17 protein-coding genes are annotated in these 12,799 nt (G+C 59.8%); 8 read left to right on the forward strand and 9 right to left on the reverse strand.

Going from position 1 to position 12,799, the window contains the following annotated elements; all coding sequences use genetic code 11:
• The first annotated feature begins 29 nt into the window (after nt 1–29).
• The 3 genes from AD665_RS03560 to AD665_RS03570 are packed head-to-tail and all read left to right on the forward strand — an operon-like array spanning nt 30 to nt 1,410.
• Nucleotides 30–569 carry a chalcone isomerase family protein gene (locus tag AD665_RS03560; protein ID WP_053190957.1) on the forward strand — a complete coding sequence of 180 codons (540 nt, stop codon included), beginning with the start codon at nt 30–32 and terminating at the stop codon, nt 567–569.
• Nucleotides 570–571: 2 nt separating this feature from the next.
• Nucleotides 572–1,108, forward strand: a complete 537-nt coding sequence (locus tag AD665_RS03565) for a DUF3833 domain-containing protein (RefSeq protein WP_053190959.1) — start codon at nt 572–574, stop codon at nt 1,106–1,108.
• Nucleotides 1,105–1,410, forward strand: coding sequence for a DUF6482 family protein (locus tag AD665_RS03570; RefSeq protein ID WP_024778597.1), 306 nt, complete (start codon nt 1,105–1,107; stop codon nt 1,408–1,410). Before AD665_RS03565 ends, AD665_RS03570 begins: the two co-directional genes overlap by 4 nt.
• A gap of 12 nt (nt 1,411–1,422) precedes the next feature.
• Here AD665_RS03570 and AD665_RS03575 read toward each other — a convergent pair whose 3' ends face one another.
• From AD665_RS03575 to AD665_RS03605, 7 genes are all read right to left on the reverse strand, one after another.
• Nucleotides 1,423–1,911, reverse strand: a complete 489-nt coding sequence (locus AD665_RS03575) for a DUF2878 domain-containing protein (RefSeq protein WP_053190962.1) — start codon at nt 1,909–1,911, stop codon at nt 1,423–1,425.
• A complete protein-coding gene (locus AD665_RS03580; RefSeq protein ID WP_024778595.1) occupies nt 1,911–3,173 on the reverse strand; it encodes an SAM-dependent methyltransferase in 1,263 nt (420 codons plus the stop codon). The genes AD665_RS03575 and AD665_RS03580 overlap by 1 nt, the downstream gene beginning before the upstream one ends.
• The gene (locus AD665_RS03585; RefSeq protein ID WP_053190964.1) at nt 3,148–3,957 is read right to left on the reverse strand and encodes a DUF1365 domain-containing protein; all 810 of its coding nucleotides are present in this window, start codon (nt 3,955–3,957) and stop codon (nt 3,148–3,150) included. The genes AD665_RS03580 and AD665_RS03585 overlap by 26 nt, the downstream gene beginning before the upstream one ends.
• Nucleotides 3,954–5,201 carry an NAD(P)/FAD-dependent oxidoreductase gene (locus AD665_RS03590; protein ID WP_053190966.1) on the reverse strand — a complete coding sequence of 416 codons (1,248 nt, stop codon included), beginning with the start codon at nt 5,199–5,201 and terminating at the stop codon, nt 3,954–3,956. Before AD665_RS03590 ends, AD665_RS03585 begins: the two co-directional genes overlap by 4 nt.
• A 6-nt stretch (nt 5,202–5,207) precedes the next feature.
• Nucleotides 5,208–5,960 (reverse strand): SDR family NAD(P)-dependent oxidoreductase, encoded by a 753-nt coding sequence (locus AD665_RS03595; protein ID WP_024778592.1) that lies wholly within the window; start codon nt 5,958–5,960, stop codon nt 5,208–5,210.
• Nucleotides 5,957–6,379, reverse strand: coding sequence for a nuclear transport factor 2 family protein (locus AD665_RS03600; RefSeq protein WP_024778591.1), 423 nt, complete (start codon nt 6,377–6,379; stop codon nt 5,957–5,959). The genes AD665_RS03595 and AD665_RS03600 overlap by 4 nt, the downstream gene beginning before the upstream one ends.
• Before the next feature lie 102 nt (nt 6,380–6,481).
• Nucleotides 6,482–6,928: a PAS domain-containing protein gene (locus tag AD665_RS03605; protein WP_053190968.1), complete on the reverse strand. Its 447-nt coding sequence runs from the start codon at nt 6,926–6,928 to the stop codon at nt 6,482–6,484.
• A gap of 147 nt (nt 6,929–7,075) precedes the next feature.
• Between AD665_RS03605 and AD665_RS03610 the strand changes: the two genes are divergently transcribed.
• Nucleotides 7,076–7,963: a MerR family transcriptional regulator gene (locus tag AD665_RS03610; protein WP_053190970.1), complete on the forward strand. Its 888-nt coding sequence runs from the start codon at nt 7,076–7,078 to the stop codon at nt 7,961–7,963.
• A 133-nt stretch (nt 7,964–8,096) separates the two neighbouring features.
• Nucleotides 8,097–8,732 (forward strand): hypothetical protein, encoded by a 636-nt coding sequence (locus AD665_RS03615; RefSeq protein WP_053190972.1) that lies wholly within the window; start codon nt 8,097–8,099, stop codon nt 8,730–8,732.
• Between the two features lie 195 nt (nt 8,733–8,927).
• On the opposite strand, the gene AD665_RS03620 is transcribed toward AD665_RS03615, so the two are convergent.
• On the reverse strand, nt 8,928–9,473 hold the full coding sequence (locus AD665_RS03620; RefSeq protein WP_053190975.1) for a hypothetical protein: 546 nt from the start codon (nt 9,471–9,473) through the stop codon (nt 8,928–8,930).
• Between the two features lie 249 nt (nt 9,474–9,722).
• On the opposite strand from AD665_RS03620, the gene AD665_RS26690 reads away from it, so the two are divergent.
• The 3 genes from AD665_RS26690 to AD665_RS03630 all read left to right on the forward strand — a co-directional run bounded on the left by AD665_RS26690 (nt 9,723) and on the right by AD665_RS03630 (nt 12,600).
• Nucleotides 9,723–10,124: a GFA family protein gene (locus AD665_RS26690; protein WP_080996561.1), complete on the forward strand. Its 402-nt coding sequence runs from the start codon at nt 9,723–9,725 to the stop codon at nt 10,122–10,124.
• A 295-nt stretch (nt 10,125–10,419) separates the two neighbouring features.
• Nucleotides 10,420–11,568, forward strand: a complete 1,149-nt coding sequence (locus AD665_RS03625; RefSeq protein ID WP_053190977.1) for a hypothetical protein — start codon at nt 10,420–10,422, stop codon at nt 11,566–11,568.
• Between the two features lie 477 nt (nt 11,569–12,045).
• Complete coding sequence (locus tag AD665_RS03630; protein WP_053190979.1) at nt 12,046–12,600, forward strand: HisS family protein; 555 nt, start codon at nt 12,046–12,048, stop codon at nt 12,598–12,600.
• Nucleotides 12,601–12,603: 3 nt separating this feature from the next.
• Here AD665_RS03630 and AD665_RS03635 read toward each other — a convergent pair whose 3' ends face one another.
• Nucleotides 12,604–12,777 carry a GNAT family N-acetyltransferase gene (locus AD665_RS03635; RefSeq protein ID WP_231995023.1) on the reverse strand — a complete coding sequence of 58 codons (174 nt, stop codon included), beginning with the start codon at nt 12,775–12,777 and terminating at the stop codon, nt 12,604–12,606.
• Between the last annotated feature and the right edge of the window lie 22 nt (nt 12,778–12,799).

The following is a 12,799-nucleotide window of genomic DNA, read 5'->3' on the forward strand; positions in this document are numbered from 1 at the left end:
ACAGATATTTATCATTCTACAGGTTTCTCATGGCGCATCCTGTTCGTTGGGCCTGCCTCTGCCTGATGCTGACGGTGATGTCGTCGGTCGCCGCGGACTGGCGAAAAACGCTGCCAACCGCGCAACGGCTGGGTGAGGGTGAATTCACCTGGTTCGGCCTGCGCCTGTACACCGCCCGGTTGTGGACCGTCGGCCCGGTTCAGGACTGGAACCAGCCCTTCGCCCTGGAGCTGCTTTACCACCGATCAATCTCCCGGGAGACACTGGTTCAGGCCAGCCTCGAGGAAATGCGGCGGCTTGGCGCCGACGGCGTGACACCCCAATCCCTTGCGGCCTGGCCCCAGGCGATGGAGGCCGCATTCGTGGACGTGCGCCCCGGCATGCGCATCACCGGCCTGTATCTGCCGGGCAAGGGTTGCCGCTTCTATGTGGACGGCAAGCTCAGTCATGAAATTGCCGACCCGGTGTTTGCCCGGGCGTTCTTCGCCATCTGGCTGGATCCGCGAGCCCGCGACCCACAATTGCGCCAGCGCCTGCTTGGCCTGGCCGACAACGACCGAGGGACCTGAACATGTACAAAGCGCTTTTACTGGTTGCCTGCCTGTTTCTCGGCAGTTGTGGCAACGTCGGTGTCGACCGCTACGCCGGGGAGCGTCCGTATTTGGACCTGGCGGCATTTTTCTCGCGACCGGTACAGGCTTGGGGGATGTTCCAGAAGCGATCCGGGGAGGTGGTCAAGCGCTTCCACGTTCGCATCGACAGTCGCCGGGAAGGAGAGCGGCTGATCCTCGACGAGCATTTCCTCTACAGCGACGGCACGCGGCAACAGCGCACCTGGACAATTGTGCCGGACGGCCCGGGTCGCTGGCGCGGAACGGCAGGGGACGTGATCGGTGAGGCCCGGGGCGAAGTGGCCGGTAACGCGCTGCGTTGGCGTTACCGGCTGGACCTGCCTGTCGAAGGGCGGCACTGGGAAGTGGACCTGGACGACTGGATGTACCTGATGGATGACGACACCCTGATCAACCGTTCGAGCATGAGCAAACTGGGGGTGGAGATTGGCCAGATCACCTTGTTCTTCCGTCGCCTGCCGGAGGGCGCGCCATGAATTTGAATCACCTCACCGAGCGAGTCATGGCCGGAGAAGTCGAAGCGCTTGAACTGCTATCGCTGGAAGGCGGCTTCTACATCCTGCGCGCCATTACCGCTGCCGGTCCGGTCACACTGAGCGATGCGCAAGGGCAGCCTGTTCGATTGCGTTCATCCACCGAGCTTCGCCAGTTGCTGATCGACCTGCCACCGGTGCCGTGCACGCTGGTGCAGCACGTAGTGCATGATGAAATGTGCGGACAGCGGGACGGTCCCGTCGCGCCGTTGCGGCTGCCGTTGACGCTGGCTAGCCAGTGGTAGGGATGCCGAGGGTCAGCGCCACGCCGCGATGCGCAGGAGCAGGGGGAAGGCCATCGTCCAGACCGCGCCCAACAGCAGGCCCGTTTCCATAGCGCCCAGCGGCATGGCGACATCCGCCACCCTGGCACCGCCTATGTAAGCCAGCGGGCCTCCCACGGCCCCCAGCAACGCCCCGCGCCAAAAGGGCCGGCCGGCCCAGGCCAGGCTGTGGCGCAAGCCGCTGGCCAGGACCAGCCATAACAGCGCCAGCCACAGGGGGAGCGGCCAGGTATCGAATCGAAACACCTCAAGTGATCCTAGCAGGCTGTCCAGCGCGCAACCGGCCAGGGCGGTGCGTAGCAGGGCCTTTACCTCGCCCTTGAAGTCCGGGCACAGGCACAGGTGCAGGGCCAAGCCGACGGCTACCAGCGGCAATAGCCAGGGGCGTTGGGCCCCCAGCACGCAGATCCACCAGCCGAACTGCAACCAGAGGGCATTGACGACCAGCCATCTTCCCGGCATCAAGCCTGCCCGGGCAAGGCCGCACGCCGTGCCTGGGGCGCGGCCCAAAGCAGTTGCGCCACGCCAATGGCGCGCTCCTGGAAACCGCCCTGGCAATAACACAAGTAAAACTCCCACAGGCGCTGGAACGTATCGTCGTAGCCCAGTGTCGTCAGTTCGGTGCGCGCCTGGCGCAAGTTGTCACGCCAGTGCTCCAGGGTGCGGGCATAATCCACGCCGAAATCCTCCAGGTGCACGAGGTTGAGCCCGGTGTGACGGCTGGCGGTGTCCAGCATCACGCTCAACGAGGGCAGGGCGCCGCCCGGGAAGATGTAGCGTTGGATGAAGTCCACCGAGCGCCGTGCCTGGGCATAACGCTGGTCGCGGATGGTGATCGCCTGCAACAGCATGAGACCATCGGATTTGAGCAGCGCCGCACACTGGCGGAAGTACACCGGCAGGTAACGGTGGCCGACGGCTTCGATCATTTCGATCGAGACGAGCTTGTCGAATGTGCCCTTGAGGTCACGGTAGTCCTCACGCAGCACCGTCACGCGCTGCTCCAGCCCCAAGGCATGGACGCGTTGCAGGGTATGGGCGTATTGCGCCTCGGAAAGCGTGGTAGTAGTGACCCGGCAACCATGCCGGGTGGCTGCGTGGATCGCCAGGCTGCCCCAGCCGCAACCGATCTCCAGCAGATGATCGCCGGGGTGCAGTTCCAGCTTCTGGCAGATGCTTTCCAGCTTGTGCAACTGGGCTTGCTCCAGCGTTTGTTCGGGGTGCTCGAACTGGGCGGCGGAATACATCATGGTCGGGTCCAGCAGCCGCTCGAACAAGGCATTGCCCAGGTCGTAATGGGCCAGGATATTGCGTCGGGAACCGCGCCGGCTGTTGTGGTTCAACCGATGCAACAACCGCAGGGCCGGGCGACCCAAGCGCGCCAGACCGCCCTCAAGGGCGTCGAGCACGTCCAGGTTGGCGACGAACAGGCGGGTCACCAGCGCCAGGTCCGGGCTGCGCCAGAAGCCGTGGATGTAAGCCTCGCCTGCGCCGATCGAGCCATTACCGGCAATCATGCTCCAGGTGGTGTCATCGAGGATTTCCACTTCGGCCTGTAACGGGCTGGCGGCATCACCGAAGCTCCACTGGCGCCCATGACAGAGCAGCCGCAGATGCCCGTGGCGCAGTTTGCCCAGTTGAGCGAGCACGGCGGTGCGCGCCAGCCCGCCGAGCAAAGGCGCCAGGCCCGTGGACTTGCTAACGCTCAGAGTGGAATTGGACATGATCGGGGTTCTCGCAAGGTTGGCCGAGCGCCAGGTCGCCCTGGCGGGTCGTGTGGTCATGGATAGGAGTGCGCTTGAACAACAGGCGCAGGGCTTGCCAATAAATGGCCGAGACAGTGCGCAGGCTCATCCATGGGAAAGCCAGGATGTATCGGTGCAGCGCCTTTCGATCCAGCGGCTGGCGGCGCAATGCCAGGTCAGCCTCGAAAACCTTGTCGGCGCCTCGCCAGTTCTCCATGTGGATGCGCACCTGTTGCTCGTCCAGGAAGAATCGCAGGTGATAGTCCATATCCATTGGCATGAACGGCGACACATGGAAGGCTTTGGCCACGGCGAACGGTTTCGCGAGGTTGCCTTGCACCGGCAGCACATAATGGAAACGTTCACGCCACGGGGTGTTGCGCACCTCAAGCAGGATCGCCGCCAGGTGCCCGTCGCGGTCGTGGCAGAAATAGAAGCTCACCGGGTTGAACGACAGGCCCCAGCAACGCAGTTGCGCGAGCAGGCGGACCGGGCCTTCGGGCGTTTGCCCCGTGGCCTGTCCGACCAGAAAACGGGCGGCCTGGGCCAATGACTCGCCTTGGCGGGTCAGCGCGGGAAGATAGTCGGTCTCGCGCCAGCTCAACGGCGCCAGACGCCAGCGACCCAGCCAGCGCGACAGGCCGAGTAGCCAGGTTTGCTCGTCCAGGTCCAGGTAGAACAGGCCGATCCGGTAGCGGAAGACATGGCGTCGCGGCGACAAGCGACGGTGGCTGATCCAGCCCAGGCAAAGGCTGCTGTTCACAATGTCTCTCCGAAATGCTCAGCCACCTTCAGCGCGCTGACCACCCCGTCCTCGTGAAAGCCGTTGCCCCAGTAGGCGCCGCAGTAGTAGCTGAATTGCTGGCCCTGCAGTTGCGCCTGGTCCGCTTGCGCGGCGGATGCGGCGAGGCTGTATTGCGGATGGGCGTATTGGAAGCGGGCGATGATCTTCGCCGGGTCCACCAGCGCCGTCTGGTTGAGGCTCACACAGAAGGTCTGCGACGCCTGGATACCTTGCAGGATGTTCATGTTGTAGGTCACTGCCGCTGGGGCCTGGCCGCTGCCGCCGAGGCGATAGTTCCAGCTGGCCCAGGCCCTCCTGCGGCGCGGCAGCACGCGGCTGTCGGTGTGCAACACGACGTCATTGTTGGCGTAGTGAATAGCGCCCAGCACGGCGCGCTCTTTCAGGCTGGGCGCCTCCAGCAGCGCCAGGGCCTGATCGCTGTGGCAGGCGAACACCACATTGTCGAAACGTTCGGGGCCGGCGGTACTGGTAAGCGTTACACCGCCTTCGTCGCGGCTGACCCGGCGGACCTTGCAATTGAGGCGAATACGTTCAGCGAACGGTTGGCACAGCGGCGCGACATAACTGCGCGAGCCGCCTTCGATGACCCGCCATTGCGGACGCTGATTCACCGACAGCAAGCCGTGATTGCGACAGAAGCGCACGAAGAACTGCAGGGGAAAATCGAGCATGTCCGCGGGAGACATCGACCAGATCGCCGACCCCATGGGCACGATGTAGTGCTTGATGAAGCGATGACCGTAGCCCTGCGCCCGGAGGTAACTGCCCAGCGTGGTGTTGGCGTCGATACGCCGCTCGTTCAGGTCTGCGAGTGACTGGCGGTTGAAGCGCAGGATGTCGCGCAACATTCCCCAGAACCCCGGCGACACCAGATTGCTGCGCTGGGCGAACAGTGTGTTCAGGTCGTGACCGTTGTATTCCAGGCCAGTGAGAGGGTCATGCACGGAGAAACTCATCTCGGTCGGCCGTGAGGCGACCTTGAGCTGATCGAGCAAGCGGATGAAGTTCGGATAGGTCCAGTCGTTGAAGACGATGAAGCCGGTGTCGATCGCATGCTGTTCGCCGCGCCAGTCCACATCGACGGTATGGGTATGGCCACCGATCCATTCGTCCGCCTCGAAAACCGTCACTTCGTGTTTGCGTGACAGCAGGTGGGCGCAGGTCAGGCCTGCGATGCCGCTGCCAATGATTGCTATACGCATCGCTCATCAGTCCTGTTCATGACGGGCCAGACGTTGGCCCAGTATCAGGCGCAGGCGCGGGGGCATGGCCCCGAGCAGGCGCAACGCCAGGGTGAAAATGCCGGGGAAATTGATCTCCAACGGGCGCCGGGGCAGACGCTTGGCGAGGTGCCGGGCGGCGCGTTGCGCGGACCACAGTTGCGGCATGGGGAAATCGTTGCGGCGCGTCAGTGGCGTGTCGACGAAGCCTGGGCTGACCAGGGTGACGTCGATGCCCTCGCGGACCAGGTCGATACGCAGCGACTCCACCAGGTAGCGCACGGCCGCCTTGGATGCACCGTAGGCACCGGCGCGGGGCAAAGCCAGCCAGGTCACCGAACTGCCCATCACCACCAGGTGGGGACGTTGGCCAGCACGCAGCAAGGGCAGGGCGCCCGCCAGGCAATGGCTGACCCCCATGAGATTGGTACGGATCACTCGCTCGATCACGGCCGGGTCGAAATGGCCCGGCTCCAGGTATTCGCAGGTGCCGGCGTTGAGGATCGCCATGTCCAGCGCTCCCCAGGCCTGCTGGATCCGGGCTGCGATCGCGGCCACCTGCTCCGGGTCGTCGAGATCACCAATGGCCAAAAGTACCTGGCCGGGAAAACGTTCCGCCAGAGGCGCAAGGCTATCCGCGCGGCGACCGCCCAAAGCCACTTGGTGGCCTTGCTCCAGCAGGCTCTGCGCGAGCGCGGTACCGATACCGCTGCTGGCACCGGTCAACCAGCAGCGGCTCATGCCAACCTGCCCTTGAGCCAGCGGATCGCGCCGCCCATGACCGGAATGTGTTCATACAGCAGGGCGCCTGCGTCGAAATAATCCTGATGAAAATGAACCCGGTCGCGCCACTGCAAGTGGCTGCAGCCTTGCAAAGTGATGTGCTGGCCGCGGGCCAGGCGTGGATGGCGGAATTGCAGGGTCCAGCGCAGGTAACCCTCTCCAGGCCGGACTTCGTCGGCGCTGGCGAAGGCATAGCGGATATCGTCGGCGTTGGCATATAGCTCGAAGAAGTAGGCACGCAGGTCCGTCAGGCCCCGAATCTGATGCAGGGGATCGCGGAAGATGATGTCTTCGCTGTACAGCTTTTCCAGTGCGTCGAGGTTGTCGCCTGTCAGGGTGGCGAAGTCCTCGGCGAATTTCTGTAGGTAGGCTGACATGCGGCACTCCAGATAATCCTGTACAAAAATGAAATGTTGTACAGATATGTCTGAAGCGTACGGCTAAATTTGTACAAGTCAATCCCTTGTACAGTTTTTTGTTTAGCTGTTGGTCTCGGCAAGTTGCTGGCGCAGTTGCGCAACCTCTGCTTCCAGAGCGCGAACTTGCTCCTCGGCGGCTATTTGCGCCGTGACGTCGCGCTGGATGCCGATGTAGTACGTCAGTTGGTCCGCTTCGTTGTACACGGGTGTGATGGACAATTCGTTCCAGAACAGGCTGCCGTCCTTGCGGTAGTTACGCAGGACCTGGCGGCAGGGTCGCCCTTGGCTGATTGCCTCGCGGATGGCGGCGATGCCCGCCTGGTCATGATCCTGGCGCTGGAGAAAGCGGCAGTCCTGGTAGAGGATGTCGTCGCCGCTATAGCCGGTGAGGCGCTCGAAGGCGGGATTGGTGTAGATGAGGATACTGTCATCGCCCTCCCGCTCGGCGACGACGATGCCATCGTTGGAGTTCTCGACCATCAATTGCAGCAGTTTTGCGTCGATCATTTGGCCCACCCACGAAATTATGCAGCGTTCTGTGTAGCGCACCTGTGCGAAGCACCGGCGCGGTTTGCCACATGATGACCTACGGATGCTCGCCGCAGAAAGACTGTATGGGTTTAGAATGTGCCACCTCTCGGATAAATCCCTCGTATGACTGAAGCCACTTCACCCGATTTGCTGCCCATGCGTGATGTGGTCAGCCTGACCGGCATCAATCCGGTAACACTGCGTGCCTGGGAGCGGCGCCATGGGCTGATCCGCCCGCAGCGCACCGAGGGTGGCCATCGGTTGTATACGGCCAATGACGTGCAGCGCATACGCGACATCCTGCGCTGGACGGCCGGAGGTCTATCCATCAGCAAGGTCGGCGAGATGCTTGAAGGCCAGCGCGAGGCGGTCCCGCCCCAGGACAGCGAGCTTGAAGATTGGCGCGCGGCCGTTGTGGACGCCACGAGAGCCTTCGATGCTCAGGCGCTGGAAGCACTCTATCGCCAGCTGTTCATGCTTTTGCCCAAGGCTGTGGTGCTGCGCAAGGTCCTGATGCCAGTCTGGCATGACCTGGCTTCGGGCATTGCGCCGGGTGAGTGCAGCCAATGGCTGTTCCTCGATACGTTCCTGCGCGGCCGTCTGCTGTTGCGCCTGCAGATGGACCAGGCGGATGCGCCGCGGGTGCTGTTGGCGGGCACCGAAGGGCACGCCGAGCTGCAATTGCTAAGCGCCGGGGTGCTGCTGGGCGGCCAGCAACAGCGCATCGAGGTGCTCGGCTGCGGGCAGCCATTGGAAGAGCTTCCCCTTGTGTGCGCGGCTATCCAGCCGGCAGCGCTGGTGATTGCGCTACAGGCGCCGGTGAACCCGATCCTCGCCAAGCGTCTTCGTTCGTTGCAGATGGACATCGCATCTCCATTGGCCCTGATAGGCGCGGGGCTGGGCCGCTCGCAAGCCGCCTTGCAAGGCATTCCGCTGTGCCTGTTGAACGAACAGGACGCCGATGTCGAAGGCGTGCTCAACGCCTTGATCAGGGGCAGCCTGGATCTGTGAGCAGCGTTTGCACGGCGCAGTGGGCGAGTACTCAGGCCATCCAAGTGATGGCCTTTTGATTTCAGCGGAATCCCGCTAAAATCCGCCCCCCTCTCCGTGAGCGGCATATAGAAAATTACGCAAGGAAGATGATATGCAATTTGGAAAAGCCATGGGCCTCGCCCTGGCCTTGAGCCTCACTGGCTGCGCCAGCTTCACCAAAGATGAAGTCGCCCCCGTGAACCTGCCTTCGATGGCCAGCTACTCGAACAAGCCGAACGTCTATGTCGACTTCGATTTCTACCAGGGCGAACCCGACAGCGCCAAGGCCACCGAGATGCCGCAAGCCCGGGACATGCTCAAGCCCGAGTTGAAACGGACCTTCGATGAATCAGGTCTGTTTGGCCGCGTGGTTTTCGACGAATTCCAGAAGCAACCCGGCGACTACAGCTTGCGCTTGAAGGTCTATAACCACGCCCCGGGCGGCGGTCAGATGGTCCTGGCGTTCATCAGTGGTTTTTCGCTCGGGGTTATTCCTGCACTGGGAACAGACCAGTACACCATGAGCCTGGAAACCGTGGACGAGCGTGGTCAATCGTTGGCCAAGAGCAGCAACCACGACGCGATCAACACCTGGATCGGCATCTGGTTCCTGCCACTGGCAGGCAACACGCCCAAGGCGGCCGTCACAGACACCTTCAACCGCCAGGTCAATGCGCTGTTGAAAAACTGGGTCGACAACAACCGCATGAAATACTCAGCTGTAGACACTCGCATTCCGCGGGGCTGACAGCCGAGAAGAAAAGAGCTGCGATTGCGTAATACCCGTCAGCAAAGCCTGTGGGAGCAAAGCTTGCTCGCGATAACGACAGACCAGTCAACATTACTGCTGACTGACTTACCGCAATCGCGAGCAAGCTTTGCTCCCACAGGTGTGTGGCTTAACTGACTGGCATTAGCTGCGATTGCGGCTCTTTTTTTGTGCTTACTTCAATGCTTGAGTGAATTGTGGATCGCTGTACAAATTCTTGAGCAGGTCCTGCACCATCGGGTTGTAGTTGTTCGCCGCCGCCGGAATAGCGATCGGGCCGAAGAAACTGCTGTCCCACTCACGCTGCACGTCCTTGGTGGTTTCGTAGAGAACCTGGTCACCCTTGCGCAGCGTGAAGCGCGCAGACAGCTCGCCATGACCGCTGCCCATGCCGGCAGTGAGCTGGTTCTTGATCAGTTGAACCTGCAATTGCCGGTCAGCACGTGGGTCCAGCAGACCCGCCTGGCGCAGCTCATCGTTGATCGCCGCCTGGATGTGCAGTGGAACGCTACCTGCGGGCGAAGAGATCGGGTTCATGCGCACCATCAGCGACCCTTGGTCGGAATCGGCATTCACCTGGGCTTCACGCAGAGGCTGCATCGGCTCATGTTGCTTGAGCTGCTGGACGTTCTGGAAATTGGGTTCATAGCGAGCCATGGTGACGCCGCAGCCTTGGAGCAGGAGGGCGCAGAACGGTAGAGCCAGGTAGAGCTTCTTCACAGCAAATCCTTATGTGCTTTTTTGGAAGGGGGGATTATCGGTGGATGGCATTACGCTATCAAGGGTTGGAAGTGCTGCTGGGTCTCTGAAGACGATTTGTCGCAGGAGCGCCTGACACGGTGGAAGAGAGCTGCATCGTGACCGCTGAGGGGGCTTGTCGGTCCTCACCGCATGAATGCAACTCGGATGTGAACTTGGCGTTACATCGAGATGATAGGATCGGGCCTCTTCACATGCGTGATTGACAACATGGACGAGAGATTTCAGGGAAGCTGCTTGTGCTCAGCAGTTAAGTACGAACTACTTACGTCGCCAAAGGCAGTGAGTCATTGTCATTGCACTCAGTGCCGCAAAGGCCATGGGGCCGCATTTGCCTCATATGGCAGCGTTCCGCGTGACGCGCTACGGATACTTGAAGGCGCTGCCAGGATCAAGGCATTTGCTTCCTCGAAGACGGTAGTACGCGAGTTCTGCGCGGAGTGTGGTTCGAGCTTGTTCTGGTCGCGAGCCGAGGGTCAGTTTGCTGATTGGGTATCGATAGCGTTGGGTTCTCTGGATACGCCCTTCGTGCCTGGGAAGCAGAAACACGTGTATGCCGACTCTTTAGTTGATTGGTACACGCCATTGAAATCAGGTTTTCAGGGTGACTGAGTGCCTAGGGATGGGGACTCTGGTCGTTCGGACGGTAATGGACCAAAAGTTGCCTTTAGTGAGTGGCAGTGATGGTCGACTACTGCCGGTCGGGATGGGCCAGAGTCGATCGGAGTTGGCTGGTTCAGTTACACCACTTCCCGGGACACGATCAAGGCGTGGTATTCATCGGCCGGCCTGGAACAGGCAAACACACTTGGCCAGCGCACTGGCCGTGCCCGAATCACCATTAACACAAGTGCATTTGATAGCATTCTTGAGCGGCCATTCACCCCAATCATGAGTAAAATTTGAAATGCACCTTCCCAGTGACTTGCAAGCGACGCTGGATGCGAAGGGCGGCCTAGAGCTGCCATCGCACCCTGATGCATGGACCCGACATCTGATATCTCAGGTCGCAAGCGGGCTTGAGCAGTATCGAAAGCGAATCGAACAACTGTACTTCGACGGCATTGGTGTGAAGCTGCACTGTGGCATTTACAATGAGTCCGAGGCCCGAGCATTTGCTGCACTTTCTTCTCAGGTTCAGCCGGACAAGGTGGCTTTTATCGGAATCAGCTACGGATTTGTGTTCAACGCAGCTTGTTTCGCGACCATGATGCTATCGCGCAGTGACATGTTGAAAGAGGTGGGCTCACCTGAAAAAGAGCCCCAGCCCAATCCGATCTCCCACATGCCAAGCAGCATGGCAGATTCTCCATTTCATCCAGCCCAGCCTGCCTGCCCAATTCGAAAAGCATTCGCCGCCTTTCTGACTGTTCGCTTTGTCGAGAGTGTCTTCATGCACGAGGTCAGCCATTTAGTCCGTGGTCACCTTGGCCTGATTCAAAGCCTGGGGGGACTCAACTGGTCGGAAGGTGACGATATGCCAGGGCACTTGGCTGCCCTAACCAAGCAAGCGCTAGAGTTCGATGCGGATGGCGGAGCTATCGAAGAAAGCTTTAATTATTTATTTAGTGTTCAGCACGCCTTCTCCATCGGGCATTTCAAGAACGCCGACCCCGCTGCGCTCCGGGCCCTTGAAATCCTTTATGCCGATGGTCCGTCCGCAGCGAAGTATTCGTTTATGGGCATGTATTTGCCGTTACGGATGTTCGAGCATCTGCACTGGGAGCGGGATTTGCAGAACGGCAGCTCTCATCCTCACCCTCCTATCAGGATGCTTTACCTGATGTTCATTTACTCCCTGGCTTTGGTAGAGGCTCTAGATCTAGATATGGACTCTGCCAAAATAACGGTTGGTGAATGGGCAAGGGAATGTGAAGCGAACTACATGGCATTGCACGGCGAAAAAATTGATCCGAGTGGAATTCGAAGCGCATGGTTTTCTCCTGAAGGCGGTACGTACATCGATGACATTCATAACGAGCTGGAGAGGCTGGCCCCTGAATTGGCACGACATGTCATACACATGAGCGTCAAGCCAGGCGGTGGCTCAAGCTGAATTCAAATGCGAGCCCTCCAATTGCCTGGCAAGGCCGATCACGGTGCCCTGTTAGGTGAAATGGCTAAATCGCCCTTGGTTTCGTAGATGCCTCGGACGGCTGCTATGGCTCCAGGCTGTGTGAAAACGTGATCAGCGGCACGCGTTATTGGTCTGCGATGGATAAAAATATAAAGCAGCTTGTGAACGCTTCCAGAATTGTGCGAGGATCAGTTATGACTCAATTCATTCCATGCAATCGCCGTCATCATCACGGACCTCACTCAGGGTGCCGCGGTTGCTCATGCTCATCGAATGCTCAGAATTTTAAACATCCATTCTGACCAATCAATGAACCAAACCAAGGCGCCAATGGCGCCTTTTTTATTGCCTGTAAAATGGAGATCTAAATGACCATGCTTCGCGGAACTCGAATAGTGACAGGAAAAGAAGCTGCAGCCATGCGGGAGATAGAAGGCAGATTTCGGAGCTACCTTCATCGATGCCGGGGCTGAGGAGGCCATAGTTCCTGCATTGTGGGGCCAAGACACGTTTATTGAGAAAGCCGGTGGAAGTGAAATAATTGGACAAATGTGGGCCTTTGACGACAAGGCCGGACGTCCTTGTTGTCTCATCCCAGAAGCAACCGCGCTTTTTCAGGAGCGCAACAACGTACTTCTCGGGTCACGAGATGAAGCGATGTTTTTCTACGTGGCGCGATGTTACCGGTATGAGCGACCTCAAGCCGGTCGGTATCGCGAATTCACTCAACTGGGACTCGAAATTCTCAGCTCCACACCCGCGCAGGCATTGCAGCGTAGCCAAGCAATTTGCTCTGGCTTTCTTGACTTGCTGGGACTTGAATATGAACTCAATCTCGCAGTGAAGCGTGGCTTGAGTTATTACCTTGAGGGGAATGGTTTTGAGGTGCGTTGCCCTGTGCTGGGGGCGCAGCAGCAAGTTGTCGGCGGCGGAGCTTATCGCGAAGGTGCCGGGTTCGGTATCGGGCTTGAGCGACTGGTGCTTGCCTCTGAGATGACTCGGAGCCTGTGATATTCAAACTTCATTTCCTGACAGGGCCACAAAGAAAAAGCCATCCGCTGCGGTCAGTTTTTTGTCGATAGCAAGGCTGGGGGTGTTATGCGCGGTTTCATAACCGAATACGGTTTCCCAGAGTTCCACGACGCTTCGGCGATGGTGTTCATTTGAGTTGTCGGCGATAGCATCCATGGTGTGGCCCTCGAATTGAAGG

Source organism: Pseudomonas corrugata (assembly GCF_001269905.1).
Classification (GTDB): Bacteria; Pseudomonadota; Gammaproteobacteria; order Pseudomonadales; family Pseudomonadaceae; genus Aquipseudomonas; species Aquipseudomonas corrugata.

Excerpts from the sequence above, each read along its gene's own strand:
- AD665_RS03560 (WP_053190957.1), top strand. The coding sequence starts at position 30 with ATGGCGCATCCTGTTCGTTGGGCCTGCCTCTGCCTGATGCTGACGGTG.
- AD665_RS03565 (WP_053190959.1), top strand. The coding sequence starts at position 572 with ATGTACAAAGCGCTTTTACTGGTTGCCTGCCTGTTTCTCGGCAGTTGT.
- AD665_RS03570 (WP_024778597.1), top strand. The coding sequence starts at position 1,105 with ATGAATTTGAATCACCTCACCGAGCGAGTCATGGCCGGAGAAGTCGAA.
- AD665_RS03575 (WP_053190962.1), bottom strand. The coding sequence starts at position 1,911 with ATGCCGGGAAGATGGCTGGTCGTCAATGCCCTCTGGTTGCAGTTCGGC.
- AD665_RS03580 (WP_024778595.1), bottom strand. The coding sequence starts at position 3,173 with ATGTCCAATTCCACTCTGAGCGTTAGCAAGTCCACGGGCCTGGCGCCT.
- AD665_RS03590 (WP_053190966.1), bottom strand. The coding sequence starts at position 5,201 with ATGCGTATAGCAATCATTGGCAGCGGCATCGCAGGCCTGACCTGCGCC.
- AD665_RS03595 (WP_024778592.1), bottom strand. The coding sequence starts at position 5,960 with ATGAGCCGCTGCTGGTTGACCGGTGCCAGCAGCGGTATCGGTACCGCG.
- AD665_RS03600 (WP_024778591.1), bottom strand. The coding sequence starts at position 6,379 with ATGTCAGCCTACCTACAGAAATTCGCCGAGGACTTCGCCACCCTGACA.
- AD665_RS03605 (WP_053190968.1), bottom strand. The coding sequence starts at position 6,928 with ATGATCGACGCAAAACTGCTGCAATTGATGGTCGAGAACTCCAACGAT.
- AD665_RS03610 (WP_053190970.1), top strand. The coding sequence starts at position 7,076 with ATGACTGAAGCCACTTCACCCGATTTGCTGCCCATGCGTGATGTGGTC.
- AD665_RS03615 (WP_053190972.1), top strand. The coding sequence starts at position 8,097 with ATGCAATTTGGAAAAGCCATGGGCCTCGCCCTGGCCTTGAGCCTCACT.
- AD665_RS26690 (WP_080996561.1), top strand. The coding sequence starts at position 9,723 with ATGGACGAGAGATTTCAGGGAAGCTGCTTGTGCTCAGCAGTTAAGTAC.
- AD665_RS03625 (WP_053190977.1), top strand. The coding sequence starts at position 10,420 with ATGCACCTTCCCAGTGACTTGCAAGCGACGCTGGATGCGAAGGGCGGC.
- AD665_RS03635 (WP_231995023.1), bottom strand. The coding sequence starts at position 12,777 with ATGGATGCTATCGCCGACAACTCAAATGAACACCATCGCCGAAGCGTC.